General features: G+C 64.2%; 21 protein-coding genes. 16 read left to right on the top strand and 5 right to left on the bottom strand.

Annotation, left to right across the window (positions count from 1 at the left end; all coding sequences use genetic code 11):
* Positions 1-26: 26 nt before the first annotated feature.
* From HHL22_RS11500 to rsmI, 3 genes are all read right to left on the bottom strand, one after another.
* Entirely contained in the window at positions 27-845 is an 819-nt protein-coding gene (locus tag HHL22_RS11500; RefSeq protein ID WP_169531400.1) for an inositol monophosphatase family protein, read from the bottom strand.
* Positions 846-968: 123 nt separating this feature from the next.
* Positions 969-2,639, bottom strand: coding sequence for an apolipoprotein N-acyltransferase (gene lnt, locus HHL22_RS11495; RefSeq protein ID WP_241738088.1), 1,671 nt, complete (start codon positions 2,637-2,639; stop codon positions 969-971).
* Positions 2,623-3,405 (bottom strand): 16S rRNA (cytidine(1402)-2'-O)-methyltransferase, encoded by a 783-nt coding sequence (gene rsmI, locus HHL22_RS11490; protein WP_169531398.1) that lies wholly within the window; start codon positions 3,403-3,405, stop codon positions 2,623-2,625. Before rsmI ends, lnt begins: the two co-directional genes overlap by 17 nt.
* A gap of 207 nt (positions 3,406-3,612) precedes the next feature.
* Here rsmI and HHL22_RS11485 point away from each other — a divergent pair, with 207 nt between their 5' ends.
* The 4 genes from HHL22_RS11485 (at position 3,613) to HHL22_RS11470 (ending at position 5,430) form a co-directional block, all read left to right on the top strand.
* Positions 3,613-4,125, top strand: a complete 513-nt coding sequence (locus tag HHL22_RS11485) for a hypothetical protein (protein WP_169531396.1) — start codon at positions 3,613-3,615, stop codon at positions 4,123-4,125.
* Positions 4,126-4,206: 81 nt separating this feature from the next.
* Positions 4,207-4,377, top strand: coding sequence for a hypothetical protein (locus tag HHL22_RS11480; protein ID WP_169531395.1), 171 nt, complete (start codon positions 4,207-4,209; stop codon positions 4,375-4,377).
* Positions 4,378-4,389: 12 nt separating this feature from the next.
* The gene (locus tag HHL22_RS11475; protein ID WP_169531394.1) at positions 4,390-4,599 is read left to right on the top strand and encodes a hypothetical protein; all 210 of its coding nucleotides are present in this window, start codon (positions 4,390-4,392) and stop codon (positions 4,597-4,599) included.
* 123 nt (positions 4,600-4,722) lie between these two features.
* Entirely contained in the window at positions 4,723-5,430 is a 708-nt protein-coding gene (locus tag HHL22_RS11470) for a metallophosphoesterase (protein WP_169531392.1), read from the top strand.
* A gap of 35 nt (positions 5,431-5,465) precedes the next feature.
* Here HHL22_RS11470 and HHL22_RS11465 read toward each other — a convergent pair whose 3' ends face one another.
* Positions 5,466-5,915 carry a DUF6252 family protein gene (locus HHL22_RS11465; protein ID WP_169531391.1) on the bottom strand — a complete coding sequence of 150 codons (450 nt, stop codon included), beginning with the start codon at positions 5,913-5,915 and terminating at the stop codon, positions 5,466-5,468.
* A 179-nt stretch (positions 5,916-6,094) separates the two neighbouring features.
* On the opposite strand from HHL22_RS11465, the gene HHL22_RS11460 reads away from it, so the two are divergent.
* Positions 6,095-7,408 (top strand): serine hydroxymethyltransferase, encoded by a 1,314-nt coding sequence (locus tag HHL22_RS11460; RefSeq protein ID WP_169531389.1) that lies wholly within the window; start codon positions 6,095-6,097, stop codon positions 7,406-7,408.
* A 157-nt stretch (positions 7,409-7,565) separates the two neighbouring features.
* Entirely contained in the window at positions 7,566-8,600 is a 1,035-nt protein-coding gene (tatC, locus tag HHL22_RS11455) for a twin-arginine translocase subunit TatC (protein WP_317172650.1), read from the top strand.
* A 262-nt stretch (positions 8,601-8,862) separates the two neighbouring features.
* Here the strand turns inward: tatC and HHL22_RS11450 are convergent, their stop codons facing one another.
* Positions 8,863-10,287, bottom strand: a complete 1,425-nt coding sequence (locus HHL22_RS11450) for a hypothetical protein (RefSeq protein WP_169531387.1) — start codon at positions 10,285-10,287, stop codon at positions 8,863-8,865.
* Positions 10,288-10,455: 168 nt separating this feature from the next.
* Between HHL22_RS11450 and rbfA the strand changes: the two genes are divergently transcribed.
* The 10 genes from rbfA (at position 10,456) to HHL22_RS11400 (ending at position 25,487) form a co-directional block, all read left to right on the top strand.
* Complete coding sequence (rbfA, locus tag HHL22_RS11445; protein ID WP_169531385.1) at positions 10,456-10,875, top strand: 30S ribosome-binding factor RbfA; 420 nt, start codon at positions 10,456-10,458, stop codon at positions 10,873-10,875.
* A 47-nt stretch (positions 10,876-10,922) separates the two neighbouring features.
* Positions 10,923-11,777 carry a class I SAM-dependent methyltransferase gene (locus HHL22_RS11440; protein WP_241738087.1) on the top strand — a complete coding sequence of 285 codons (855 nt, stop codon included), beginning with the start codon at positions 10,923-10,925 and terminating at the stop codon, positions 11,775-11,777.
* Between the two features lie 211 nt (positions 11,778-11,988).
* Positions 11,989-13,221 carry an ABC transporter permease gene (locus HHL22_RS11435; RefSeq protein ID WP_169531383.1) on the top strand — a complete coding sequence of 411 codons (1,233 nt, stop codon included), beginning with the start codon at positions 11,989-11,991 and terminating at the stop codon, positions 13,219-13,221.
* A 122-nt stretch (positions 13,222-13,343) separates the two neighbouring features.
* Positions 13,344-16,349, top strand: a complete 3,006-nt coding sequence (locus tag HHL22_RS11430) for a DEAD/DEAH box helicase (protein WP_169531381.1) — start codon at positions 13,344-13,346, stop codon at positions 16,347-16,349.
* A 49-nt stretch (positions 16,350-16,398) separates the two neighbouring features.
* Positions 16,399-16,827, top strand: a complete 429-nt coding sequence (locus tag HHL22_RS11425) for a hypothetical protein (RefSeq protein ID WP_169531380.1) — start codon at positions 16,399-16,401, stop codon at positions 16,825-16,827.
* Positions 16,828-16,963: 136 nt separating this feature from the next.
* A complete protein-coding gene (locus HHL22_RS11420) occupies positions 16,964-18,259 on the top strand; it encodes a hypothetical protein (protein ID WP_169531378.1) in 1,296 nt (431 codons plus the stop codon).
* 6 nt (positions 18,260-18,265) lie between these two features.
* Complete coding sequence (locus tag HHL22_RS11415) at positions 18,266-18,676, top strand: hypothetical protein (protein WP_169531376.1); 411 nt, start codon at positions 18,266-18,268, stop codon at positions 18,674-18,676.
* 212 nt (positions 18,677-18,888) lie between these two features.
* Positions 18,889-20,373, top strand: coding sequence for a hypothetical protein (locus HHL22_RS11410; protein WP_169531374.1), 1,485 nt, complete (start codon positions 18,889-18,891; stop codon positions 20,371-20,373).
* A 189-nt stretch (positions 20,374-20,562) separates the two neighbouring features.
* Positions 20,563-24,030, top strand: a complete 3,468-nt coding sequence (locus tag HHL22_RS11405; RefSeq protein ID WP_169531372.1) for a hypothetical protein — start codon at positions 20,563-20,565, stop codon at positions 24,028-24,030.
* Between the two features lie 188 nt (positions 24,031-24,218).
* Positions 24,219-25,487: a hypothetical protein gene (locus tag HHL22_RS11400; protein ID WP_169531371.1), complete on the top strand. Its 1,269-nt coding sequence runs from the start codon at positions 24,219-24,221 to the stop codon at positions 25,485-25,487.
* The last annotated feature ends 90 nt before the right edge of the window (positions 25,488-25,577 follow it).

Genomic DNA, 25,577 nt, shown 5'->3' with positions numbered 1-25,577 from the left:
GAAGCGTGGGTTAAGGACGCCCCAAGCTACCACTGAAACCCTGACTGCCAATGCTGTTGCATCACGGCTTGCATCTGCTGGTGCACGTGGCCGTTGGTGGCCAGGGTTTCGCGGTTGAATACCGGGTCGCCGTCCTCCAGCCACTGCGTTACCTGCCCGCCCGCCTCGCGCACCAGCAGGATGCCGGCGGCCACGTCGTAGGCGTTGATGTTGAACTCGAAGTAGCTGTCGAAGCGCCCGCAGGCCACGTAGGCCAGGTCGGTAGCGGCCGAGCCCCAGCGCCGGATGCCGCGCGAGTGCTGCGCAAACTCGGCCAGGATGGCCATGTAGGCGTCCAGGTGGTTGAATTTGTAGAACGGCAAGCCGGTGGCAATGAGCGTATCCTCGATGCTGGTGGCCTGGCTCACCCGGATGGGCTTGTCGTTGAGGAAGGCCCCTAGGCCCTCGGCGGCGCGGAAGCACTCGTCGCGGCTCACCTCGTACACCACGCCCAGCACCGGGCGGTTGCCGCGGGCCAGCGCCACGCTCACCGCGAAGCAGGGCAGGCCGTGCAGGAAGTTGGTGGTGCCGTCGAGCGGGTCGATTATCCAGCGGTACTCCACGCTGGCGTCAGAGTTGACTACGGTGCCTTCCTCCGTTACGAAGCCAGCCTCGGGAAAAAGCTGCTGCAAGCCTTCCACGAGCATCTTCTCCGACTCCTTATCCACGTAGGAAACTAGGTCGTGCAGGCCTTTAGTCACGATTTTCGATTGGTCGAAGCCGCTCACCTGCTCGCGGATGAAGGCCCCGGCGCGGCGGCAGAGGTCGGCTACGGACTGGGAGAGGTGCAGGAGGTCGGGGGTCATGAGGGTTTTCGTTTTTTAGGTCAGATTAATTAACAGAACGTCATGCTGAGCTTGCCGAAGCATCTCTACCGCGCATCACTGTTCGGTAGAGATGCTTCGGCAAGCTCAGCATGACGTTCTATTTTAGTTTTTTACTCGCGTTTGGCGCCCTAGCACCCCGGCCACCACCACGCCTAGCAGCCCCAGCACGGCTAGAACCTGGGTGCCGCGACCGATAAGCTCGCCGTGGCGCACGTAGAAAGTCTGCTCGGTATTGAGGTGCACGGTGGCGCGGCTGGCGGCGCCCACCCACCAGCCGGTGCGGTGCGAGATGGTGCCGCGCTGGTTGATGAAGCCCGAGATGCCGGTGTTGGCCGAGCGGGCGAGGTCGCGGCGGGTTTCGATGCAGCGCAGGGCGCCGTAGCGCAGGTGCTGCCGGAAGCCGGGCGAGTCGCTCCACCAGCCGTCGTTGGTGATGAGGCCTAGCAAGGTGGCGCCGTTGTGCACGTACTCGGCCACGAAGTCGCCGTAGATGCTCTCGTAGCAGATGAGTGGGGCCAGGCGCAGGGCCGGCGCAGCAGCTGGGGCGGCAAATACGGTGCGCTCGTCCTGCGAGCCGTAGGAGCCTACCACGCCCCCTAGGTCGATGTTGCTAAGCACTTTGCTGAGCACGGGCGGAATCTTCTCCACGCCCGGCACCAGCCGGCTTTTGTGGTAGAGCTGCGGGGCGGCGCTGGCATCGGCGAAGAAAGCGGCGGTGTTAAAGACATCGTAGAACCCCAGGTCGTCGCGGTAGCGGGCAGTAGAGGTGACGCGGACGGCGTCAGAGTAGCGCTCCACACTGGTGATGCCCGTCAGCAAGCTCAAGCCGGGGTGACGGGCTAGCAGCTCTTGCCGGATGCGGGCCACCTGCGGCGTTTGCGCGAAGCTGGCTTCGAAGAACGTTTCGTCGAGGCAGGTTTCGGGCCACAGCACCAGCCGCGTTTGGGGTGTAATGGCCGCTTCGGTGCGCTGGAGCAGCATCGTCAGCTGCTGCTCGTACGGAATAAAGCCGGGCTTATCGGGAAACTTGCCGCCGTAGGGGTCGATGTTGGGCTGCACCACTACCACTTCCAGCGGTGAGCCTCGCTCTTGAAAGCTGCGGTTGATGGCGTGGGACACCGTTATCGGCAACCAGATGGCCGTCATTGGCAGCACCCAGCGCCAGCGCCTAGGGCCATTGAATTGCCAAAAGGGTACGCCCTGGCGCCCCCAGCCGGCCCAGAATATCAGCAGGTTCACCGCCAGCACCCACACCGAGCCCCCCAAAAAGCCGGTGTACTCGTACCACTGCACCCACTCGGGCGCGTTGGCAAAACCGTTGCCTAGCGTCAGCCAGGGCCAGCTCAGGTCCCAGTGCAGGTGCAGCTGCTCGAAGGCAATCCAATACACGGGCAGCGACAGGTAGCCCACCCGAGGGCCAAACCGCTCCTTGGTGCGCCGGAAGGCCATGAGCGGCAGGCACATGAGCGCCGCATTGAGCACTACCGCCGCAATACCGCCCCCTAGGGTGCTGTAGCTCACCCACCAGGTGGTAAAGGCGTTCCACAGGAATAGAAACAGGTAGGTATTGGCAAACACGCGCCCGCGCCGGGCGCCCTGCCGGGTCAGCACCTGCTCGAGGCGCAAATACGGCACCCAGCCTACGAACAGCAACAGCGTGAGCGGCGGCTCGTGCACCGGCCAGGCCGCCCACAGCAGCACCGCGCCCAGCAGCGCCAGCAGCGGCGGCGACTGCCCCAGGCGGGCCAGCGGACTGCTAGGCATCGGGGTCATCGTCGGCATCGCCGTCGTCGGTGTCGGCTGGCTCGTCGGCCTCGTCGGCGCGGGAGACGTATTTGCTGCGCTCAGTTCGCTCATGTTCAGCACCTTTTACAACCAGTACAATTTCGCCCTTAATGGCCGGGCGGGCCCCTAGGGCGGCGGCCAGCTCACCCAGCGGGGCCGTCAGGGTTTCTTCAAACAGCTTGGTCAGCTCGCGGCTGACGCTGGCCGGGCGCTCGGGTCCAAACACCTCCGCCAGCTGCCCCAGCGTCTTCACAATGCGGTGGGGCGACTCGTAGAAAATCAGCGTCCGGGTTTCGCGGGCCAGCTCCAGCAAGCGAGTCTGGCGGCCTTTTTTGACGGGCAAAAACCCCTCGAACGAAAATCGCTCGGCCCCGAAGCCCGACTTGAGCAGCGCCGGCACGAAGGCCGTGGGCCCCGGCAGGCACTCCACGGCCAGGCCGCGCGCCAGGCATTCGCGCACCAGCAAAAAGCCGGGGTCGGAGATGCCGGGCGTGCCGGCGTCGCTCACCAGGGCCATGCGCTCGCCCTTGGCCAGGCGCTCGAGCAGGCGCGGCACCTGCTGGTGCTCGTTGTGCAAGTGGTAGGCCAGCTGGGGCTTCTTGATGTCGAGGTGTTGCAGCAGCCGGCCGCTGGTGCGGGTGTCCTCGCACAAGATGGTATCGACCTCGCCCAGCACCCGAATGGCCCGCAGGGTGATGTCTTCGAGGTTGCCGATGGGCGTGGGCACGAGGGTAAGGGCAGCGGCTTCGGGCATAAGGGCAAAGGTACACCAGGCGGAAACCCCACCCCCCGGCCCCCCTCCCCTTCGGGAGAGGGGGAGCCTGACGACTATCTACGATAAACTTGCGCCGTAGCTCCCCCTCTCCCGAAGGGGAGGGGGCCGGGGGGTGGGGTCAATCGTTGAACAACCAAAAATGCTAAACCCAAGTAAACCCCTCTACTTACTTAGCCTCGACCACCTATGTCTGTTGACCCTAACAACCGTCCCATCCGCGTCATCAACGACGACACGACCGAGCAGGAATTTGCCGCTGGCCTGCGCATTCCCAATGCCGACCCGCCCAAGAACGAGAAAGCCCGCGGCGGCTACGGCAACCGCGACGGCAAGGAAGGCTTCGGCACGGTGAACGGCGAGGGCGAAACGGCCCTGGCCATGAATTCGAACAGCGACACCCACCAACCCGGCGACAACATGGTAACCGCCGACGAGGGCGCCGACCAGCGCCGCGACCAGGACCTGCCCAGCCCCGACGACGAGCGCGACGACGATGGCCGCCGCCCCCAGCGCGGCCCAGTAGACGAGCTAGAGGCTGATGACCTACGCAAAGGCCCCGACGAAATGCTCGACGCCGACTCGCACGTGGGCATGGGCCAGATGGCGCCCAAGCCCCTCAAGCCCATCACGGGCACCGATACCAACGCTGAGCTAACCGACCCCGGCGCTTCGGACTCGGCTATTCAACAAGGCTTTTAACTCAGTACCTAACGTTTAGTAATTGATGGTCAATTTTTTATCAATCACTAAACGTTAAGCACTACTCACTCCTTTTCCATCATGGCAGACAAACACAGTGGCAAGCAGGGCGAATCGCACCAGGGCGGCCCCAACGTAGCGAGCAAGCCCGCGGGCACCGGCGAAGACAATTCGCCCGAGCGCACCGAAGCTGAAGAAAAGCGCCTGCGCGACGAAGCCCAGGACGCCCCCCATACCCACCCCAACCGCTAAGCCCTCCCCATTATGGCTACCCACCACGAGAAAAAAAACCAGCTCGCCGCCGCCGAGAAAAATACTCCCGGCCTGCCCGAAGTGCACAAAGGCGACGCCTTGCCCAACCTGGAGCGCGATGAGGCAACCCAAGAGCGCTTGGAGGATGAGGCCGAGGATGCTGGCGTGCGCCACCCTAACCGTGGCTACAACAAGCCCGACAACGGCAAAGGCAGCTACTAATTCGCTTTGCCTGAGTATCGAAAGCCCCGCCTGGCATACTGCCAGGCGGGGCTTTTATGCGTAGCAAGGCCCTAGGGCAGGTACGGCCCGTATCTCATTCGTTCGCCTTTTTTAATACCACTCATGCCCCGCCGCTTTGCCGCCACCGACCTGCACGGCTGCCTGCGCACCTTCCGCTACCTAGTGGAAGGCGAGCTGCGCCTGCGCCCCGACGACACCCTCTACCTGCTGGGCGACTATGTGAACAAGGGCCCCGACAGCCGCGGCGTGCTCGACTACCTCATGCAGTTGCAAGCCGCGGGCTACCGGGTGCACTGCCTGAAGGGCAACCACGAAAAAGAGCTGCTCGACACCATCGCCGGGCAGCCCAATGCCAACGATATGTGGAAGGCTGCGGCCGAGCGCGAGCTGGTGCTGGGCAGCTTCGGCGTGGCGCAGCCGGCCGACATACCGGCCCACTATGTGGCTTGGATGCAAGCCCTGCCCCTCACGCTGGAGCTGCCCGATTTTGTGCTGGTGCACGCCGGTTTCAACTTCGCCCTGCCGCCCGCCGAGCTGCGCCACGATGAGCACAGTATGCTCTACACCAAGGAGTTCGTGTTCGACGCCTCACGACTGGCGGGCAAGCGCCTGCTGCACGGCCACGTGCCCACGCCTGTAGCCCAGGTGCAAGCCGGCGCCCGCGCCCACGCCGAGGCCCTAGGGCTCGACTGCGGCTGCGTGTACCGCCACAACCCCGAGCTACGCCACCTCGCCGCCCTCAACCTCGACACCTGGCAGCTGCACCTGGCCGAGAACCGCGAGGAGCCCTACCCCATTGCCAAAAAATGAGGCTGCGAGCTTTCGCCAATTCCTGGGCTCGCCTGCTAGAACGTGGTACTAAACTGCCCGTTGGTAATCTGCCTGGTGTGCTGGGGGGTAAATACCTCCGCCGCCGTGAAGGTGAATGTGCCGGTTACGGAATTGCTGGTCAGGGCCGTGATGGTAACCGACCCGCTCGTTGCCTCATACAAGTTGCTGCCCGCGCCGGGGCTTACGTAGTCGGAGTAGCCGGCACTCGCGCTGGTGCTAGCAGCGGTCAGGCTGTACGTACCCACCCGGTTTGGCACAAACAAGTAAACGGCCACCGCCGAGCCAGTCGAGTTAGCGTTGCTGATATCCTGCCAGATATGGATGGTCAGCATACCCGCGTTCATCGCGGGAGTGCCAACCTCCACCGTCACTTTCGCGGCCTGCTGCGCCTGTCCATCCACCTGCCAGCTGTTGGCCGGCGCCGGAGTTGCTTTATCCTTGGAGCAAGCGGTGGCGAGCAACAATAGCCCTAGGGTAAGCCGTGCCCGGCTACGAAATAAAGTAGCAACCATTCGCATTGGATTGATTAAGTATAGGCGGACTTCTTGGCGAAAGTACAGGCCAGGTGACTCGTGTTGCCTTCATCTGGCTATCTGCTAGGGTACTTTTCTGCTACCTTCTTCCGCAGTCGTACTTTTGGGCTATGCAAGCCACTGCCCCCACTACCGCCCCCGCCGCCGTGCGCGATACGGCCGTGTTCGACCTCATTGCCCAGGAGCGCCAGCGCCAAACCCACGGCCTGGAGCTGATTGCCTCCGAAAACTACGTCTCGGACCAGGTAATGGCGGCCCAGGGCTCGGTGCTCACCAATAAGTACGCCGAGGGCCTGCCCGGCAAGCGCTACTACGGTGGCTGCGAGGTGGTTGACCAGGTAGAGCAGCTGGCCATCGACCGCATCAAGGAGCTATTTGGGGTGTCCTGGGCCAACGTGCAGCCCCACTCAGGCGCCCAGGCCAACGCCGCCGTGATGCTGGCCTGCCTGCAGCCCGGCGACAAAATCCTAGGGTTCGACCTCAGCCACGGCGGCCACCTCACCCACGGCTCGCCGGTCAACTTCTCGGGCAAGCTCTACCAGCCCAGCTTCTACGGGGTGGAGAAGGAAACCGGCCTCATCGACTGGGACAAGGTGGTGGACACTGCCCGCCGCGAGCGCCCCAAGCTTATTATCTGCGGGGCCTCGGCCTACTCGCGCGACTGGAACTACGCCGCCCTGCGCCGCGCCGCCGACGAGGTGGGCGCCCTGCTGCTGGCCGACATCTCGCACCCCGCCGGCCTCATTGCCAAGGGCTTGCTCAACAACCCGTTCGAGCACTGCCACATCGTAACCACCACCACCCACAAAACCCTGCGCGGCCCTCGCGGCGGCCTCATCCTGCTGGGCCAGGACTTCGATAATCCCTTCGGCTTGAAGACGCCTAAGGGCGAAACCCGCCCCATGTCGGCCCTGCTCGACTCGGCCGTGTTCCCCGGCACCCAGGGCGGCCCGCTCGAGCACGTCATTGCCGCCAAGGCCGTAGCGTTCGGCGAGGCCCTAGGGGAGGGTTTCACGCGCTACGCCCATCAGGTGCAGCGCAACTCCCAGGCCCTGGCCAAGGAATTTCTGAACCGCGGCTACGACATTATCTCGGGCGGCACCGACAACCACCTGATGCTGATTGACTTGCGCTCGAAGGGGCTGACCGGCAAGCTGGCCGAGAACACCCTGGTGCAGGCCGACATCACCATCAACAAAAACATGGTGCCCTTCGACGATAAGTCGCCCTTCGTGACCAGCGGCATCCGGATTGGCTCGGCCGCCGTAACTACCCGCGGGCTGGTGGAAACCGACATGGCGCGCATCGTGGAGTTGATTGACGAGGCCCTGACCCACCACGCCGACCCCGCCCGCCTGCTGGCCGTGCGCCACCAGGTAAACGAGTGGCTGCCCAGCTACCCGCTGTTTCAAACCGCAGATTAAACTGATTTTAACGGATTGAACGGATTTTTTGGAGTGCCGCTTGTTTAAGCGCCTCTAGAAAGTCTTGTGCAGTTCATTAAACCCGTTTGCTGCCCAGTTGGCCGAACCACAAAACATCCGTTCAATCCGTTAAAATCAGTTTAATCTGCGGTCCCCATTGGCTTCTCCCACGCAAAAATTTCAGCAGAACCGCGCCGCCGCCCAGGGCGAAGAAGGGGCGGAGATGTCCTTTATCGACCACCTGGAGGAGCTGCGCTGGCACATCATCCGGGCGGCTATCGCGGTGGTGGTGTTCACGCTGGTCGCGTTTCTGAACAAGCAGTTCCTGTTCCACACGCTCATTCTAGGGCCGTCGCGGCCCGACTTCTGGACCTACCAGATGTTTTGCAAGGTGGGGCACTTCTTCGGCTCCACTGAACCGTGCGAAAACCAGATTAATTTCATCATTCAGAACCGCGAGATGAGCGGGCAGCTCACGCTGCACATCTCGGCGGCGTTTATCGCGGGCCTCTGCCTCACCTTCCCCTACCTGTTCTGGGAGCTGTGGCGCTTCATTAAGCCCGGCCTGTACCCGCACGAGCGCCAGAATTCGCGGGGAGCGGTGTTTTTCGTGTCGCTGCTGTTTGGGTTTGGGCTGCTCTTTGGCTACTACATCGCCGCGCCGCTCAGCATCCAGTTTCTGGCCAACTATACAGTTGACCCCACCATCCAGAACCAGATGGACTTGCAGAGCTACATCAGCACGCTCACCACGATGACGCTTTCGTGCGCCTTCGTATTTGAACTGCCGATGATAGTGTTCTTCCTAGCCAAGGCGGGCATCGTGACACCCGAGCTGATGCGCCTCTACCGCAAGCACGCCATCGTGGTTATTTTGATTATCGCGGCCGTTATCACCCCGCCCGACATCTCGGCCCAGATTATCGTTACTATTCCCATCTTACTGCTCTACGAGCTAAGCATTTACATTGCCCACGTGGTGAAGCGCGACCGCACCGCCGCCCTCAACGCCGAGCTGGCCAACCGGCAGCAGCAGGGTCCGCCCCCGCCCAGCCCGCCGGTGCCGCCCATGAGCCTGCCGGGCCAGCCGGGCACCCCGCCGCCCTACCAGCCGGCGCCCGCCACCATCGAGCGCGGCAGCTATTCGAGTAGCTCGGGCAATTACCCCGGCAATGGCGGCCTGCCCATGTAAGGCCCCCTAGGGCAAGCCTGGCCGCTAAGGCTATGCCGCACTTTCCGGCAAGGGCCGCCGCTCCGCACTTAGCTCGGGGCGGCGGCCCTGTTCTTTACTTAATTAGAACTTATGCGTCATTGCGAGCGCAACGAAGTGTGGCGCGGCAATCGCACCAAAACGATACCCAAACAGCTTGTTCTGGTGCGATTGCTTCGCATTGCTCGCAATGACAGCCGATTTTGCGTACGCTTCTAACTAGCAGCTTACTCCCTTGCGCTGCTTACTGCCAAGCATAGGCGCCCGGCACGCCCGGCACCGGCTGGTAGCGGCCAAAGGCGGCCGGCAGCAGGTAGCGCAGGCGCGGCAGCAGGTTGGCCTGGTCGAGCAGGTAGGGCACCGGGCGCGGCCCCAGGCTGCGGTTGATGCGCACCAGGGCCGCATACTCGTTAAGGTGGCCAAAATCGGCCTGCGCTAGGGGCCAGTCTACGTAGGGGCGGGCGGCGGAGTGCTGCAAGTAAATGCGGCGGTCGGGGCCCAGCACCAATACTGGGCGGCCCGGCGCCAGGCGGGCGTAGGCGGGGGCGGGCTGGGGCGCGGCGGCCGTTTCGAGGGGCAGGCGCAGCAAAGCCGGCAGGCCCGGCACCAGCCCCCGGTAGCGCACCACCACCACGCTAGCCAACACCGCCAGCCACAGCAGCTCGGGCACCAGCCCCGGCCGGCCGGGCCGCCGCTGCCACAAAAACAGGCTGAAGTAGGCCAGCGGCGCCAGCAGCAGCACCAGCGAGCCCGGCGCCCGCCCCTGCCCCACCGCCAGCACCGCCAGCGCCACCAGCAGCCACACCAGCATCAGCTGCCGGAATTTGGCTTGAAACACCAGCCCCATCGCCGTGCCTAGGGCCTGCAGCGCGGCCAGCAGCAGCAGCACGGCCACACCGCCCAGCAGCGGCCAGGCCACGGCCGGCGGCAGTCCGTCGAGGGTGGCGCCGGGACCGAAGCCGCGGGCCAGGCACAGCTGCCAGAAATTGGGCAGCGCCCCCACGTACAGGAAGGCCGTGCTCACGAGGGCCGCTGGCGACAGCGCCCCGCACAGCAGCAGCAGGCCGCTGCGAAACGAGTTGGCCGCGAACAATACCACCGCGAACAGCCCTAGGGCCACAAACAGCACCAAAGGCAGGTAGCAAAGGCCCGCCAGCCCAATCAGGAACCCGGCCCGAAACAGGCGCCGGTTGTCGTAGCCCTCGCGCGAGGTAGTCACCAACGCGCTCAAAGCCAAGATAATAAACGTTTGGCCCAGCAGCAGCGGCGACAGCGCATCCAGCTCGCTGCTGCTGCTGCCCACCACCAGGTAGGTGAGGGCCGCCAGGTAGCTGCGCTCGGGGTGCACATCGAGGCGGTTGAGCACCGTGTTGAGGCGCAGGGCCTGGAAGAGCAGCAGCCCTAGGGCCAGGGCGCGGTACAAAGCCAGCGGACGCGACCAGGCCAGCTGCAGCACGCCGCCCAGGCTGGCGGCCAGCGGCGCGGTGCTATCGTAGAGGTCGCGGTAGGGCCAGGCGCCGGCTCCCACGCCCTCGCCCAGCAGCAGCAGGCGCAGCTCGGCGGCCGTGGTGGGCAGGCCCGCCCACAGCAGCGGCAGGCGCAGGGCCAGCACCAGCAGCAGCAGCACAAACAGCGGGGCGGGCAGCGAGCTTTTGAAAAAGCGAAGCAAGGGGCAGGTAGTCTTTTAGGGAAGCATTGTGCAAACAAAGAACGTACTGCCGGGCCGGGCGCGGCACGGGCGCCCCCAGCCGGGGGCGGCCACCGGGGCCTAGGGCCCCGCGCGGGGCCGGGCACCACGTTCGGTACTCGCCGTACCTTTGGGGTTTAGAGAAAAGCTATGGAAAGCAAACGACAGCAAAAAATGGCCAGCCTGCTGCAGCAGGAGCTGGCCCAGGTACTGCAGCGCGACTTGCCGCACGTGCTGGCCGGCGGCCTGGTGCCCAGCATCAGCGCCGTGCACGTATCGCCCGACTTGGGCGTGGCCCGCGTGTATTTGAGCTTGCTGCTGGGCCCGGATGCCAGCGCCCGCCTGGCCCAGATTCAGGAGCACACCAAGGAAATTCGGCACGCGCTGGGCAAGCGCATCCGCAACCAGGCGCGGGTGGTGCCCGAGCTGACGTTCTTTCACGACGACAGCGCCGCCTACGCCGCCCACATGGACCAGGTGCTTAACCAGCTGGACATTCCGCCCGCCCCGCCCGAGGACGAAGCCGACGACGCATCCGACGAGCCCGAGCGCCCTAGGCTCTTTAATTGAGTAAATGAACAATTGAGTAATTGAGTAAGCCTTAGTCAATTACTTGCTTGGCAACCTTATTTGCTCACTTACTCAACTACGCACTTACCACCTTGTACTACGACCCCATTAAGCGCAGCCTCGGCAATGTATTCAACCGCTCGCCGTGGCTGCGGCGCTTGTTTTACCACCTGCTCGACCTACTGCTGCTGCGCACCTGGCACGTGCACCGCGAGCTGCGCCAGTGGGCGCGGGGCCGCCTCCGCGAGCCGCTGCAGCTACTGGATGCTGGCGCCGGCTACGGCCAGTACAGCTACTGGCTCAGCAGCCTGAGCAGCGCCTGGCACATATTGGCGGTGGATGTGAAGGAGGAGCAGGTGAAGGACTCCAACGACTTCTTCCGGGCCATCGGGCGGCCGCAGGTGCAGTTCGCGGTGCAGGATTTGGTGCTCTACCAGGAGCCCAACACCTTCGACCTGGCGCTGGCGGTGGACGTGATGGAGCACATTCTGGAAGATGTGGAGGTGTTTCGCAATATCCACGCCTCGCTCAAGGACGGCGGTATGCTGCTCATCTCGACCCCCAGCGACCAGGGTGGCTCCGACGTGCACGACGACTCGGAAACCAGCTTTATTGAGGAGCACGTGCGCGACGGCTACAATATTCACGAGATTCAGCAGAAGCTGCGCACGGCCGGCTTCGAGCGCATCGAGGCCAAGTACAGCTACGGTGAGCCGGGCCAGATTTCGTGGCGCCTCAGCATGAAGTACCCCATTCTGATGCTGGGCAAGTCGCGCTGGTTTTTCGCGCTGCTCCCCTTCTACTACGCCGTTACCTTCCCCTTTTGCCTGCTGCTCAACTGGCTCGATGCCCGCATTACCCACGACTCGGGCACCGGCCTCATCGTGAAGGCGTGGAAATAGGACCACTGATTAGCACGGATTTAAACGGATTGCACGGATTTTGTGGACGTAAAATTCGTAAAGCACAGCCGCCGGGTTGAGGCGCAGCCGGGCCGGTAGCCGCCAAAACCAGTTGTACTCCCCGCGCTGCGCCCTAGGCGATGCCACAAGCAAGGTAAAGTCGTCCACAAAATCCGTGCAATCCGTTTAAATCCGCGTAATCCGTGATTCTGTGAACGTACCTCTTCTCATTGCGCAGCGCTATTTTCTCTCGAAGAAGAAGCGCAACATCATTACCATCATTTCCAACATTTCGATGGTGGGCGTGGCGGTGGGCACGGCGGCGCTCATTATCGTGCTCTCGGTGTTCAACGGGCTGGAAGACCTCGTGCGCTCGCTCTACGGCAAAAGCGACCCCGATTTGGTGATTACGGCCCGCACCGGCAAGTCCTTCCCTGTCAATACCTTGTTGCTGAACAAGGTGCAGAACGCGCCCGGCGTGGCCCTGCTTACGGAGGTAATTGAGGACAACGCCCTGCTGCAATACCACGACCGGCAGATGGTGGTGAAGATGCGCGGCCTGTCGGGCAACTACTTCGGCCAAATTCCAGTGGATTCGAACCTAGTGGCTGGCGACCACCGCCTGCAGCGCGGCGACGAGGAGTTTGCCTTGGTGGGCCAGGGCGTGCAGCAAGAGTTGGGCATCACGCTCGACAACCGCCTAGCCCCCCTGCACCTGCTGTATCCGCACCAGGAGCCGGGCCGCAAAACGCTCAGCTTCAACCCCGACAAGGCCTTCAACGAGGAAAATATTGTGGCCGGCGGCGTCTTTCGCATCGAGCAGCACCTCGACGACAGCTATCTGTTTGTGCCCCTCAGCTTTGCGCAGCGGCTGCTGGGCTACGGCCCGCGCCGCACGGCCTTCTACGTGCACGTAGGCAAGAGCTTTAAGCTGAGCGCGGTGCAGGCCGACCTGCGCGAGCGCCTAGGGCCCAGTTTCACCGTGCTCGACTCCGACGAGCAGCACGTGAGCTTGCTCAAGGCCATCAAGATTGAGAAGCTGTTCGTGTTCATCACCTTCGCCTTTATCCTGCTCATTGCCTCGCTCAACATCTTCTTCTCGCTCTCGATGCTGGTGATTGATAAGAAGAAAGATATTGCCGTGCTGCAAGCTATTGGGGCCACCGAGAAGCTTATTCGGGAGGCCTTCTTGCTGGTGGGCGCCATTGTGGCGCTGGTGGGCGCGGTGGCGGGCCTGGTATTTGGGGTGGCCATCTGCTGGGTGCAGCAAACCTTCCACCTCGTAAAGATGGGCATGGCCACGAGCGTCATCGACTCGTACCCGGTGAAGATGCAGCCGCTGGATATCTTCTTTATCTCGCTGGCCATCATCTCCATTACCCTAGGGGTCAGCATTCGCCCGGCCCTGAATGCGGGCCGCATGCAAATTCGGGAGAACCTGTAGGGTAGCGGGCGGTGCATTGGGGGTAACGAACTTGCCTACTGCTTAGTACGCACTACTCCTTAACCTCAACCGCTTGGGGAAATAGCTAGTATAGCTAACTTGCACGCTTCCCGTGCCTGGTTATGAATGTTTCCACTACGCTACCCTTTCAATTAGTTTACTCGCTGTTTGCGCACGAGTATCTGGGTCATCTGTTTACGGCGCACGTAGTACAGCTTAGTGCGCGCGGGCAGCTCACCTTGCAACACCAGATGGTGTCGAGCAAGAACGCGCCCGAGTTTGCCGCCGGCCTAGAGCCCGACGATTACGAGCTGATTAAGCTTTGCGACGAGCTGCAGCAGGATGCGGTGGTAAAGGAGTTTTGGCCCCGCAAAATCACCACGGCCGAGTTTTTCCTCAAAACCTACAACCCCGACAAGGGCGATAAGCCGCTACAAGAAGCCATTAGCCGCTACGTGCAAAGCCGGCTAGGCAAGCTGCTGGCGGGGCTGCAGGGCAAGCACGTCTTCGTGATGGGGCGCGACGGCGAGCCCACCTGGCGCGAGCTGTCGCTGGCCGAGGCGCCGGCGTCGGTGCTGTTTCACTTCCGGCGCAACGAGGAGGGCACGCACTACTTCCCCACCATCCAGTACCAGAATCAAAAGCTGGATTTTCAGTTTAAAAATGCCGTGCTGGTGTGCCAGCAGCCGGCCTGGCTGCTGCTTGACACGGTGCTCTACCACTTCCGCCACGCCATCGACGGGCGCAAGCTGCTGCCGTTTCTGAACAAGAAGTTTGTGGTAGTGCCGAGGGCCGTGGAAAAGAGCTACTTCCAGAAGTTCGTGGCCCCGCTCATGGAGTCGTTCGACGTGCACGCGCGGGGCTTCGACATTCGCACCGAGCGCTACATTGCGCGGCCCCACCTCACGTTTTCGGACGTGCCGCCGGCGGCCCTCACGGCGGCCGCGGCGGCGGTGCCCGTGCGCCCGCCCGGCCCGCCGCGCCGCGGGCGGGTGCCGCTGCCCAAGCCCCTGGTAGTGCCCGGCGCGGGCACCGACGAGGCCCCGCTGTTTTTCAGCCTCACCTTCCGCTACGGGGCCTACGACCTGCCCCTGACGCCGCCCCGCGCCATGAGCGTGCAGCTGGAGGAAGACGGCGACTCATACATTTTTCGGCGCCTGCTGCGCTCGGCCAAAGAGGAAAACAACCGCGCTGAGGAGTTGCGCCAACGCGGCCTGCCCCTCGACGCCGAGGGCCACACCTCCCTACCTAAGGCCGAGGCCTTTAAGTGGCTGCACGACCACGCGCCGGCCCTAGGCGAGCTGGGCTTCCAGGTGCAGGGCAGCGACACGGCCAGCCAGGACTACTTCATTGGCCCGGTGCGGGTAGAGGTGGGCATTGAGGAGCGCGGCGACTGGTTCGACGTGCGCGGCACGGTGTGGTTTGGCGAGTACGCGGTGCCGTTTATTCGGCTGCGGCCCTACATTTTGCAGCGCCGCCGCGAGTACCGCCTGCCCAACGGCCAGGTCGCCTTCATTCCCGACGAGTGGTTCACGGACTACCTGGAGCTGTTTGCTTTTGCTGAAGAAAACGGCGAAGGCCAGCCCCTGGCCCTGCGCCGCCACCACCTGGCCCTGGTAACGGACCTGGAAAACGAGAACCTGGCCACCGTGACGCTAACGCGCCGGCTGGAAAAGCTGCGCGACTTTGCCGTAGTGGAGGAGCGCCCGCTGCCCGTGGGCCTGCGCGGCACCCTGCGCCCCTACCAGCACGCGGGCTACAACTGGCTGCGCTTTGCCCAAGACTACCAGCTGGGCGCCTGCTTGGCCGACGACATGGGGCTTGGCAAGACCTTGCAGACGCTGGCCATGCTGCTCGAGCGCCAGGAAAGCGGCGCCAGCCAGGGCGCGGCCTCGCTGCTGGTGCTGCCTACCTCGCTGGTTTACAACTGGATGGCGGAGGCGCGCAAGTTCACGCCCAGCCTGCGCCTGCTGGTGTACACTGGTACATACCGCGATAAAAACGCGGCGCAGTTTGCCGACTACGACATCGTGCTGACCAGCTACGGCATCGTGCGGCTGGATACCGAGCTGCTGGCCTCCTACTACTTCGACTACGTGATTCTGGACGAGTCGCAGGCCATCAAAAACCCCGGCTCGACCACGGCGCAGGCCGTGCGCCAGCTGCGGGCGCGGCACCGCCTCATTCTGACGGGCACGCCGGTAGAAAACAGCACGATGGACCTCTGGAGCCAGATGTCGTTCATCAACCCCGGCTTGCTGGGCACGCAGGCGTTCTTCCGCAAGGAGTTCGTGAAACCCATCGAGAAGAACCAGGACGAGGGCCGCACCCGCAAGCTGCACGCCCTCATCAAGCCCTTCGTGCTGCGCCGCCACAAGGCGCAGGTAGCCAGCGAGCTGCCCGCCAAAACCGAGCACCTCAGCTACTGCCCGCTCACCGAGGAGCAAGCCCAGTTTTACGAGGAAACCAAGAGCTTCTACCGCAACAAGATACTAGAGAGCCTGGAGGGCCACGCCCCCACGCCGGCTGGCGGCACCCAGTTGCTGCTGCTGCAAGGCCTCACCCGCCTGCGCCAGATTGCCAACCACCCGCGCCTGGCCGACGATACCTACGAGGGCGAATCGGGCAAGATGCGCGAGATACTGCGGATGCTGCGCAGCGTCATCAGCGAGGGCCACAAGGTACTGGTGTTTAGCCAGTTTGTGCAGCACCTGGCTTTGGTACGCGCCGGCCTTGATGAGCGCCAGCTGCCCTACGCCTACCTCGACGGCCACACCCGCGACCGGCAGGCTGAGGTGGAGCGTTTTCAGCGCGACCCCGACCTCAAAATCTTCCTCATCAGCCTCAAGGCGGGCGGCGTGGGCCTCAACCTCACCGCCGCCGACTACGTGTTCATCCTCGACCCCTGGTGGAACCCCGCCGTGGAAGCCCAGGCTATCGACCGCGCCCACCGCATCGGCCAGCAGCGCCCGGTGTTTGTCTACAAATTCATTAGCCAGAACACAGTCGAGGAGAAAATCCTGGCCCTGCAAAAACGCAAGTTGCAACTGGTGAGCGACCTGATAACCACCGACGAAGCGGTGATAAAGTCGCTGACGCGGGAGGACATCGAGGAACTGCTGGGGTAGCCCTAGGGGCATCTGTTTAACGCCCTGCCGCTCAAAAGGCTTCGTTACTATGTCCCGCGTTTCTACCTATTGCCCGTTAGTTAGCGCATTTTTGCTAAGCCTAGGGGCCAGTTGTGCCCAGCGCTTAGCCAAGGCCAATTACTCGCCGGCCTATGAGCTTACGCGCTTTAAGAGCCACAATCCAGCAAGTGCGCCACTTATTTCAGGAGCCATCGACCAGCGGCAGTCCGATGGTAGCCGTTATTCACCAGCAATAGCTAGAGGCATCCAAAACTTTGCGGTGCTGGCCATTGACGGCGTTCTATTCAACTCGCAACCCGATGGCACTTATAGCTTCAAGCTGACTACTGGGCGCCATCGGCTTCGAGTGGGGCTGCCGGGTCTGATGCGCGTCGATATACCCTTGCGGGTTTACCAAGGCGATTCCGTGCGCCTCGACTTCCACCTGCGGACCGATTCAAGGCCGCTTATCAACTAAGTGGGGGTAGCTTCAACCGCTGAATTTACTTGAGTATAGGCATGGCCATCGGGTCAGCCCGCGCATCCCTTTACGCGAAAAGTTGTTACTTGCGTCCTCAACGGTAGTTGTTACTACCAAGTAGCTGGTTTCACCTATGCGGATACCCCTTGCGCACGCGCTTCTCACCCTAGGGTTCAGCGGACTGTTGGCCGGCTGCGGCGGCGACAGTGCCGACACCACCCAAACTGCCCCGGCCCCGGCAGCCACCAAGCCCGCCGCCAAAGCCGCGCCGCTGCAAGTGAACATGCTGCTGGAGCTATCGGGCGGCATGAAGGGCTTCATGCCCGTGACCACGGCGGCCCAGCAGCCCACGGCGTTTCAGCAACTGGTGAGCCAGCTGGCCTCGCGCACGCACAGCAGCCCGGCGGTGCAGGAGGCGCGCTTCTGGCTGGTGCGCAAGGACGCGCCCACGACGGTGCCCTACGCGCACTTCCGCGACGTAGTGCAGGGCGACACCCGTGAGGCAGCCCTCGGCACCGAGCTACCCACGATGCTCGAAAAAACGCTGGCCCTGCCCGGAGCCACGAGTAAGGTGAGCGTGCTGACGTCGGACTTCATTTATGGCCCCGACAAACCCTCCGACGTGGCGCTGATGAACGTGCGCATCACCGACGCGCTGGCGGCCGCCACTAAAAACCAGCTGGCCGTGGCGGTGCTCGGCGAAACCTCACGCTTTAGCGGCACCTACTTCCCGGCCGTCAAAACGCCGCGCCGCCAGCAAACCTTAAAGGGCGCCACCCTGCCCTACTACCTGTGGGTGCTGGGGCCGCCCGCCGCCGTGGGCCGCTACCTCAACGAGGTAGTGCCGGCCAGCGCCAACAGTGCCGAGCAAGCCTACTTTGGCCTGAATTTCAAGCAGGTGCCCTACGCGGCGGTGCTTACGCAAGTGACGGCCGGCAGTCCCCTGGCGCCCAGCGGCGCGGGCTCCATCAGCTACGCCGGGGCGCAGGCCAGCACCAGCCTGGAAGTATCGGATGTGAAAGAGGGCGTGGACTTTACGGTGGCGCTCGACCTCAGCCAGCTGCCGGCCGCTTGGCGCGAGCCAGCCTTCCTGGCCCAGAACCTGCGCGTGACTTTGCCCGGCGGCGCGGCCCAGCTGCTGCCCGGCTCGGTGCGGGCCCTAGGGGGCACGCCCGGCCTCGACGGCTACACCCACGCCCTGCGCCTGCACCTGAGCGCCCTGCCCAAGGGCGGGGCCACGCTTACGCTAGCGCTACCCGCGCCGGGCGTGCCGGCCTGGGTGAGCCGCTGGAGCACCGAAAACGACAACCAGCCCGGCGCCCAGCCCCGCACCTACCGCCTGCAAGAAATACTGAACGGCGTGCGCGAGGCGTTTCCGGCTCAACTCCCGCCCGTGTTCACCGCCACTTTCACGCTTTCTGCCAGCTAACCCGCGATGCAACAATTCTTTAACAGTCTCTACACTATCAGCATCGGGCTGCTCTACGACCGCAAAACGCCGCTCTACGGCCTCTACAAAGCTGAAATCTTTAATACCGTAGGTTTCAACACGCTGCTGGTAGCGCTGGCCCTGGTGCTGGTGTTCTACTACATCTTCAACTACCGCATTGCGCCCCTCACCCACCTGGGGCTGTACCGGCCCCAGCACTGGCTGCTGGTGCTGGTGGGCGCGGCCGGCCTGGGCGCCCTGCTGGCTTGGCGCGGCAGCCTGGCCCTAGGCGCCACTCCCGACCCCTACCTGCGCTACTTCATCATCGTGAACACGGTGATTGCGCCGCTCTGGTTCGCGCTGCTCTCGCTGGCCCTGAAGTGGGGCTCGACGCACGCCCGCCGCACGCCCTTTTAATTCTAATGTACTGATGTGGGGAATGTAGAAATAGAACGTCATGCTGAGCTTGTCGAAGCATCTCTACCGCGTAAGTAATCCTAACGCCAAGAATTAGTGAAGCGGTAGAGATGCTTCGGCAAGCTCAGCATGACGTTCCATTTCTACATTTTCTACATCCCCCCACATCAGTACATTATCCACATTCTTTCCACATTTCCACCTTCTAACCTGTGGCTCGTCTTTTCATCTTCGCCGTGGGCGGCACTGGCGCCCGGGTGCTGCGCTCGCTCACAATGCTGCTGGCCGCCGGCCTCAAGCTGCCCGACTGCGACCAGGTGGTGCCCGTACTGGTAGACCCCGACACCCAGAACGGTGACGTGACCCGCACCGTGGCCCTGATGCGTCGCTACGCCGCCATTCACGACGCGCTGCATCAGGACGGGCAGCACCCGCGCGGCGAGGGCTTCTTTGGGCAGCAGCTCACCACCCTAGGGCAGCTGCACACCACTGGCACCGAGCAGCTTAGCAACTCCTTTGTGTACGACTTCGGCGGTATCAGCCAGTCGTTTAAGGACTACATCCACTACCAGGAGGCGAGTGTGGAAACGCGCGGCCTGCTCGACCTGCTCTTCACCCCCGATAGCCTCAACGCCAGCCTCGACCTCGGCTTCCGGGGCTCGCCCAACGTGGGCTCGGTGGTGCTCAACTCACTGGTGCAAGCCAAGGAAATGCGCTACCTGGCCCAGAGCCTGAACCCCGACGACCGGGTGTTTTTCATCAGCAGCATCTTCGGAGGCACGGGCGCGGCGGGCTTCCCGCTGCTGGTGAAGAACCTGCGTGACCCGGCCGTGGACTTGCCCCAACCGTCGGTGCGGGCCGCCGTGCCGGCCGGGGCGCTGGTGCTGCTGCCTTATTTCAAGCTGCAGCAGCCCTCGGCCGAGGAAAAGCGCAACGGCCAAGACTTCATCGACTCCAATACCTTCATCACCAAGACTAAAACGGCGCTCAGCTACTACGCCGATAATCTGGAGGGGCTGGAGGCCATTTACTACCTCGGCGACCAGGCCGGGCAGCCGCTGCCCAACCACCCCGGCCGGGCTGAGCAGCGCAACCAGGCCCACTTGCTGGAGCTACTAGGGGCGCTGGCCATCCCGCACTTCCTGGGTCAGCCGGCCAGCCAGCTCGACCGCGCCGCGCCCGCCTACCACGAGTTTGGGTTGAAGGACGACCGACCGACCTTCGACTTTGGGCAGCTGCCGCCCAACTTGCGCCGCGAGGTGGCTCGGCCGCTCATCCAGTTCCACTATTTCGCCCGCTACTACCGCCAGCACTTGCCCAGCGAGAAAAGTGCGCCTATTTACAAGGGTGGGGGCCTAGGGCAGCACCTAGGCGCCACGGCCGGCCCACTAGCCGAGCTAAGCACCTTTGTGGCCGACTATGAAGCCTGGCTGCGCGAGCTAGGTACTAACGAGCGCCGCTTCGGCGCGCTGCACCCCGACGAGGCCGACTTCAACAAGATGGTGGCCGACAAGCCCATCAGCACCGGCTTCTTCAACAAAGGCCTGACCGACGACGTGCTGCGCGGCGAGCTGAACGACGCCGTGGGTAAAACCAACCTCGACGACCCCGACGCCGCCCGCACCCTGCGCTGGCTAGTGGAGGCCTTCAATAAAGCCACCGCGCGGGTAGTGGAAACCAAGCTGCAATACGATTAGTCGCATAGCGGGCCCTGGGGCCTCTTTCCTCATAATCAGCCCTCGGCTTGCTCTTGGAACTCGCCCGTGCTTTTGTACCCGTGAGTACTGACTTTATACTGCGGTGTACCCTTTTTAAAAACTTCGGATTGCGCGTCAAAATCAACTGCTTGATTGGCAGCGCCCTACCTATTAGCTTCTTTACGAACCATGCCCAAAATACTGCGCCTGCACCGCACCGGCTCAAGCACCCACGAGGGCTGGGGCCGCACCGGCAAACTTGGCCGGAACGAGATTGAAGGCTCCGGCGGCATCCAGGACCCCGAGGGCGGGCGGGCCGAGCGCGTGGCGGTGGCCATTCCGTCGCCGTTTGCGCGCCTGCACCTGGTCGAGACGGCCTTGGCTTACGTGAGCGGGCCGGGCGCCAGCGGGGCTACCGACACGGTGCATCACCGCCTGGTGGGCCAGTTCTGGGATTTGTGGGAGCTGACCTTCAACTACTACCAGCGGCGGCAGCCGGGCCAGCGCCTGCTGGTGCGCACCTGGAACCGCCAGGCCGAGCTGGCCGCCCTAGAGGCCAATCCACACACGCGCCCGCTGGCCCAGGCCCTGGCACTGTACCTCAACGACCGGCGCTTTGCAGGCCTGGCCGATTTGCACTTGCTGTACTGGCCGGGCGCCACGCCCCAGCAGCCGCCGCAACTGCTAGGCGGCACTTCGCCGCTCACGCTGTTTTTTCCGGCGCCGGCCGTGGCCCCGCTACCGGTGCAGCGGCCCGAGGGCGGCGGCCACTACTTCGACGGGCGCTACGTGGCCCTAGGGCAGCGCGAGCGGGCGTTTCAGGACTATGTGTACCAACTGTTTGTGGCCGACCGCGAGCTGGCCCGCCTGGCCCCGGCCGTACGCAACGCCCTCGACCCGAGCCTGCTCAATAAGTGGGACCTCGATGGCACGGCCCAGCTCAGCAACTACCCGGTGCTGACCGACCACGTGGGCAACCCCGTCGCGGTGGCCGGCGTGGTGCTGCGCGTGCGGCCCGACGAGGGCGTGGTGCGCAGCTCCGACTTCACTATTGCGCCCACTCGGCAGCCGACGCCTAGCTGGCCCCTGCCTACGCCCCTGCCGCTGGTGCTGCGGCCGGGCTTGCAGGCGCCGGGCAAGCAGTACTACAACAACACGCTGCTCGGCGACAGCGGCGCCAAGGTGCCCGTGGCCGATCCTAGGGCTCTGCCCGAGCGCACCCTGCCCGGCCCCGAGCTGAACTACCCTTACTTGACGGTCAATGACTTGCTGGAGGATACGCTGCTGACCGTACCCTATCAGGTGGATGATGCGCGCTTCGTGACCGGGCAGGTGCGGGTGGCCTCGGGCTACCGGCCCACCTGCTGGCCGCTGCTGCCCATCAAGCCCGCGTATTTTGACTATTTCACCACCCACGACTTGGCCACCCAGCTGACGCTGGAGCTGGAGCCGGCCTGCGTGCGGGTGCGCCTGCGCCTGCCAGTGCAGGGCGGCTTCACGGTTGATTACGAACGCGCCTACTACCCCAATCCGCAGCTCAAGGACCTAGGGCGGCTGCTGACGACCAACGTGGGCTTGTCGGTTTTCCCCTTCCTGAAAGTGGCCGACGCACCCCAGTACAACGACTGGTACAAGGTGATGCTGGTGGACGCCAACAACACCGACCTGAGCCTGGTGAACAAGCCGGTGGAGCTGGAATTTGGCGTGCAGGGCCGCCTGCTGTCGGGCACCGGCACCGAGCAGAGCGCCACCGCCTACCGCCGCACCACCAAAACCGCCAGCGACGAGGGCAGCACCTACTACGAAGTGCGCGGCACCCACTTCGATTACCTGCGGGTAAATAATCCGGCCCCGGCCGCCGGGCAGGCGCTGGTGGTGCCGCGCTGGCCCGAGGTGCGCCAGGGCACCAAGACGTTCCGCTTCGCCATCGACTTTGGCACCACCAACACGCACGTGGCCTACCACGACGCGCCCAGCCAGCCGCCCCAGCCCCTAGGGTTCGAGCCCGACGACACGCCGGTGGCGCTGCTCAAAAAACCGACCGAGGAAATCGACTACTCGCCCTACGAGCGCCTCTACCGCGGCATCGAGGACGACCCCGCCCACGGCGTGCAGCTGCGGCGCTGGCAGCGCTACCAGCAGCGCGAGTTTGTGCCGCCCTACCTGGGCGCGGCCGGCTCGCCCTACCAGTTCCCCATCCGCACGGCCAGCAGCGAGGCGGCCGCGTTCAGCATCGAAACGCCCAAGCTGCTGGCCAACGTGAACGTGGGCTTCGGCATCAACACCGAGGAGGAAACCAGCGACTCGTACCACACCAACCTGAAGTGGGGCGAAACTACCGAGGCGGCCCGCCACCGCGTGCGCGAGTTTTTCCGCGAGATGTTGCTGCTCTTCCGCTGCAAGGCGGCCCTGCACGGCGGCAACCTGGCCGCCACCCAGGTGGTGTGGTTCGCACCTCTGAGCTTCAGCGACTTCAACCGCGAGTTGTACCGCCGCGAGTGGGACGGGCTGTTCCGCGAGGTATTTCACACCGACCGCGCCACTACGTATTTGCCCGAGTCGTCGGCGCCCTATTTCTTCCTCACGCGGCGCGGACTCGTCACGCCTGGCCCCGGCGAGAACGCGGCGTTTGTGGACATTGGCGGCGGCACTTCCGACGTGCTGTTTTACGCCGACCAGCCCGCCGCGCCGGGCGGCCCTAGGCGCCACCAGCCGGCCTACAGCACCTCGTTCCGCTTTGCCGGCAACGACCTGTGGGGCGACGGCGCGGCCGAAGTGCGGGGCGGCAAAGACAACGGCCTGGTGCGCTTTGGCCTCGACAGTCTGGCGCAAAACCCGGTTCCCACCACCAAGGCCGCCGAGCTGGCCCAGAAGTGCCTGCGCGTAGTGCTGGCTAACCCGAGCTTTGGCTCGGAAGAGGTAGCTAGTCTGCTGTTTAACTACGAGAAGGAGTTTCAGTTTGGCGAGCGGCTGCTGCGCGCCCAGCACCTGCGGGTGCTGTTTTACCTGCACTTCGGGGCGCTGGTGTACCACCTAGGGCAGCTCACGGCCCTGCGCGGGTTGGCGGCCCCGCGCTACCTGTGCTTCACGGGCCGCGGCAGCCTGTATTTGCGCCTGCTGTGCCCCGGCAGCCTGCGGCCCCTCGAGCAAGTGGCCAGCCGCATTCTGAGCGAGGTGATGGGCGCGCCCGCCCCGGCCAATTTCAAGATTATCCTGGCCGACGACCCCAAGCAAACCACCGCCAACGGCGGCGTGCTGGCCACCGGCCTCGACGCCGAGAGCACGGCCCAGGTGCCACCCATCGTGCAGCCCATCGGCACCGGCGCCCTCGACGCCACCGAGGCCCGCCCGCTGTTCCCGAGCGACATCACCGAGGAGGTGAAAGCCGCCGTGCTGGCCAACGTGGAGCGCTGCCTCACGCTGCTGCTCACCGACCCCGAACTAGTAGCCGCCCAAAGCAGCCTAGGCATCAAAAACCCGCCCGGCCTGGTGCTGCACGAGCTGCAAGCCGCCCTGGCCGACTCGTTCAACCTGGCCCGCCAGCAATATGCCAACACGCTGCCCGCCGGCGAGCCCGTACCCGAAACCCTGTTCTTTTTGCCCTTCAAAAACGCGCTCTACGTGCTCTCGCAGGTGCTGCACGGCCTGCCGGGGTAGAGTTATAAACCAGTCAGCTTAAAAAAGCACGTCATGCTGAGCTTGCCGAAGCATCTCTACCGCGGAAGTAATTCTAACGTTTGGATTAGCTACGCGGTAGAGATGCTTCGGCAGGCGGACGCCAGATGAGCATGACGTTCGTTTATAAAACTCGGCCAGCACCATCCTATCCAAACACCCGCCTTTCCATGACCTTACCCGCCCAAGCCCACCGCCTCTTGCTGGCCGCCCCTTTGCTGCTGGCCAGCACCCTAGGCCACGCCCAGGCCCCGGCCACCCGCGACGACAGCCTGAAGGGCCGCGTGTGGACGGCCACCGCCCAGCGCATCTGGGCCGATACTAAGCCGAGGGCGCCGCAGCCGGCCGCCTGGCCCACCAACGCGGCCTTCACGAGCTGGCTCAACCAGGAAGGCAAAAAGGAGAAAAGCGGCATCGGCCTGCTGCGGGGCGACGTGGTGCGGCAGTTGGGCGCGGGCCACCCCGCCACGGCCGCCCAGGTGGCGCAGGCCATCCTGGCCGAGGCCAGCCAGCCGCCCAAAAGCCGCGCCTGGCTGCAAAGGCTCGACCTGCCTGCCCTGCAAGCCGCCTTGCAAAAAGTAACGCCTACCGCCGCCCTGCCTGCCGCTGCCGCCGATACTGCCCGCCGCGCCGCCCCGCCGGTGCTGGCCACCAACGACTCGGCTATGGCGGCGCCAGCGCCCGCCACCGGCACACTCACCACCACCACGAGCGGCGGCTTTTTCGACCGGCACCCGTGGCTGGCGGGCCTGCTGGGCGTGCTGGTGGGCGCCGCGCTGGTAACGGCGGCCCGGCGCGCGCTGCGGCCGCGCTCGCGCCACCACAGCCGCCGCTCGCCCGAAACCTTAGCCACCCCTTTCAGCATGAACACCACCCCGCCCGACTCGTCGGAAGTACTGCGGCTGCAAGATGAAGTGCAGCGCCTAACGCACTACATCAAGCAGCTGGAAGCCAAGCTTCTGCACTACGAAAATGCCAATCCGGCCGATGCGGCCCTGGCTAGTACTCCGGCCGCCGTGCCCGAGCCCGCCCTGGCGCCGCCCGTGGCCCCAGCCGAAATGCCGCACCCATCGGCCGAGGCCGTCCCGGCCCCAACGACCGAAGCCGCGCCAGCGGCCGATGCGCCGCCCGCCCGCTACGGCCCGGTGCCCGAGACGCCCTACCTCGAAGACCGCAAGCTGACCGACGACCCGCTGCCCCAGTTGGCCCTGATGCTGCTGCCCGACCCCAATAACCCCGCGCAGGCCTCTTTCACGCTTAACCCGCACGTCAACCAAGCCATGCTCATCGGCGACGGGCTGACGCGCCTCGAGCAGTTTTTTGAGTACGAGCCGACCCTAGGGCGCGCCACCCTGGTAGAAGCCGCCGAGCCCGGCCTGCTGCAACGCCAAGGCGACGGCTGGCAGGTGCTGGAGCGCGCCTGGCTGGTGGTGAGCTAGCAGTGCTGAACCGAGCCGCCGCGTATTACACCCAAAAAAGAACGTCATGCTGAGCCTGCCGAAGCATCTCTACCGAACACTAGCGGCGCG

Source organism: Hymenobacter polaris (assembly GCF_012927305.1).
Lineage (GTDB): Bacteria > Bacteroidota > Bacteroidia > Cytophagales > Hymenobacteraceae > Hymenobacter > Hymenobacter polaris.
This window is presented reverse-complemented; position numbering and strand designations above follow the sequence as displayed.

Bases quoted from the DNA above. Each gene is read 5' to 3' on its own strand.
- HHL22_RS11400 (WP_169531371.1), top strand. From the start codon at position 24,219: ATGACCTTACCCGCCCAAGCCCACCGCCTCTTGCTGGCCGCCCCTTTG.
- HHL22_RS11430 (WP_169531381.1), top strand. From the start codon at position 13,344: ATGAATGTTTCCACTACGCTACCCTTTCAATTAGTTTACTCGCTGTTT.
- HHL22_RS11500 (WP_169531400.1), bottom strand. From the start codon at position 845: ATGACCCCCGACCTCCTGCACCTCTCCCAGTCCGTAGCCGACCTCTGC.
- HHL22_RS11415 (WP_169531376.1), top strand. From the start codon at position 18,266: ATGCAACAATTCTTTAACAGTCTCTACACTATCAGCATCGGGCTGCTC.
- rbfA (WP_169531385.1), top strand. From the start codon at position 10,456: ATGGAAAGCAAACGACAGCAAAAAATGGCCAGCCTGCTGCAGCAGGAG.
- HHL22_RS11460 (WP_169531389.1), top strand. From the start codon at position 6,095: ATGCAAGCCACTGCCCCCACTACCGCCCCCGCCGCCGTGCGCGATACG.
- rsmI (WP_169531398.1), bottom strand. From the start codon at position 3,405: ATGCCCGAAGCCGCTGCCCTTACCCTCGTGCCCACGCCCATCGGCAAC.
- HHL22_RS11485 (WP_169531396.1), top strand. From the start codon at position 3,613: ATGTCTGTTGACCCTAACAACCGTCCCATCCGCGTCATCAACGACGAC.
- HHL22_RS11470 (WP_169531392.1), top strand. From the start codon at position 4,723: ATGCCCCGCCGCTTTGCCGCCACCGACCTGCACGGCTGCCTGCGCACC.
- HHL22_RS11425 (WP_169531380.1), top strand. From the start codon at position 16,399: ATGTCCCGCGTTTCTACCTATTGCCCGTTAGTTAGCGCATTTTTGCTA.
- HHL22_RS11475 (WP_169531394.1), top strand. From the start codon at position 4,390: ATGGCTACCCACCACGAGAAAAAAAACCAGCTCGCCGCCGCCGAGAAA.
- HHL22_RS11405 (WP_169531372.1), top strand. From the start codon at position 20,563: ATGCCCAAAATACTGCGCCTGCACCGCACCGGCTCAAGCACCCACGAG.
- HHL22_RS11420 (WP_169531378.1), top strand. From the start codon at position 16,964: ATGCGGATACCCCTTGCGCACGCGCTTCTCACCCTAGGGTTCAGCGGA.
- lnt (WP_241738088.1), bottom strand. From the start codon at position 2,639: ATGACCCCGATGCCTAGCAGTCCGCTGGCCCGCCTGGGGCAGTCGCCG.
- HHL22_RS11480 (WP_169531395.1), top strand. From the start codon at position 4,207: ATGGCAGACAAACACAGTGGCAAGCAGGGCGAATCGCACCAGGGCGGC.